Source organism: Bacillus sp. ME78 (assembly GCF_903970865.1).
In the GTDB taxonomy this organism is placed as follows: domain Bacteria; phylum Bacillota; class Bacilli; order Bacillales; family Bacillaceae_G; genus Bacillus_A; species Bacillus_A cereus.
Map to the genome: position 1 here is coordinate 1 of NZ_CAJCKK010000105.1, position 368 is coordinate 368.

Below are 368 nucleotides of genomic sequence, written 5' to 3' on the forward strand. Positions count from 1 at the left end.
AATAAAGTGGAAGCAGAAGATACAATTACGGTGTCAGAACTGAAAAAAGGCGACATCGTCCGTGTATATGAAGCGTCAAAAGGTGGAGAAGCGATCGTAACATCAGAAGCGGTAGCTGGAGAAGCAAAAGAAGTAACGATTAAAAAGGCAGATTTACTGAAAGAAACAGGTGGCACAGTGTATGTAAGTGTACAAAGTGAGAATGAGCTAGAAAGTGTTCGTACAGCGGTGAAATATGAATCGCAAGTAACAGTGGCACCAGCGGTGGATACAGTAAAAGTAACAAACAATAAGGCTGGAGATGCGGATACAATTACAGTAAGTGGGATTGCCGAAGGTGATCTTGTTCGCGTATATGATGCATCAAC

The 368-nt window shown here is 42.1% G+C and carries 1 pseudogene; it reads left to right on the plus strand.

The annotated features are described in order from the left end of the window. Nucleotides 1–368, plus strand: a pseudogene (locus tag H6481_RS28445) (hypothetical protein); the annotation flags it as partial.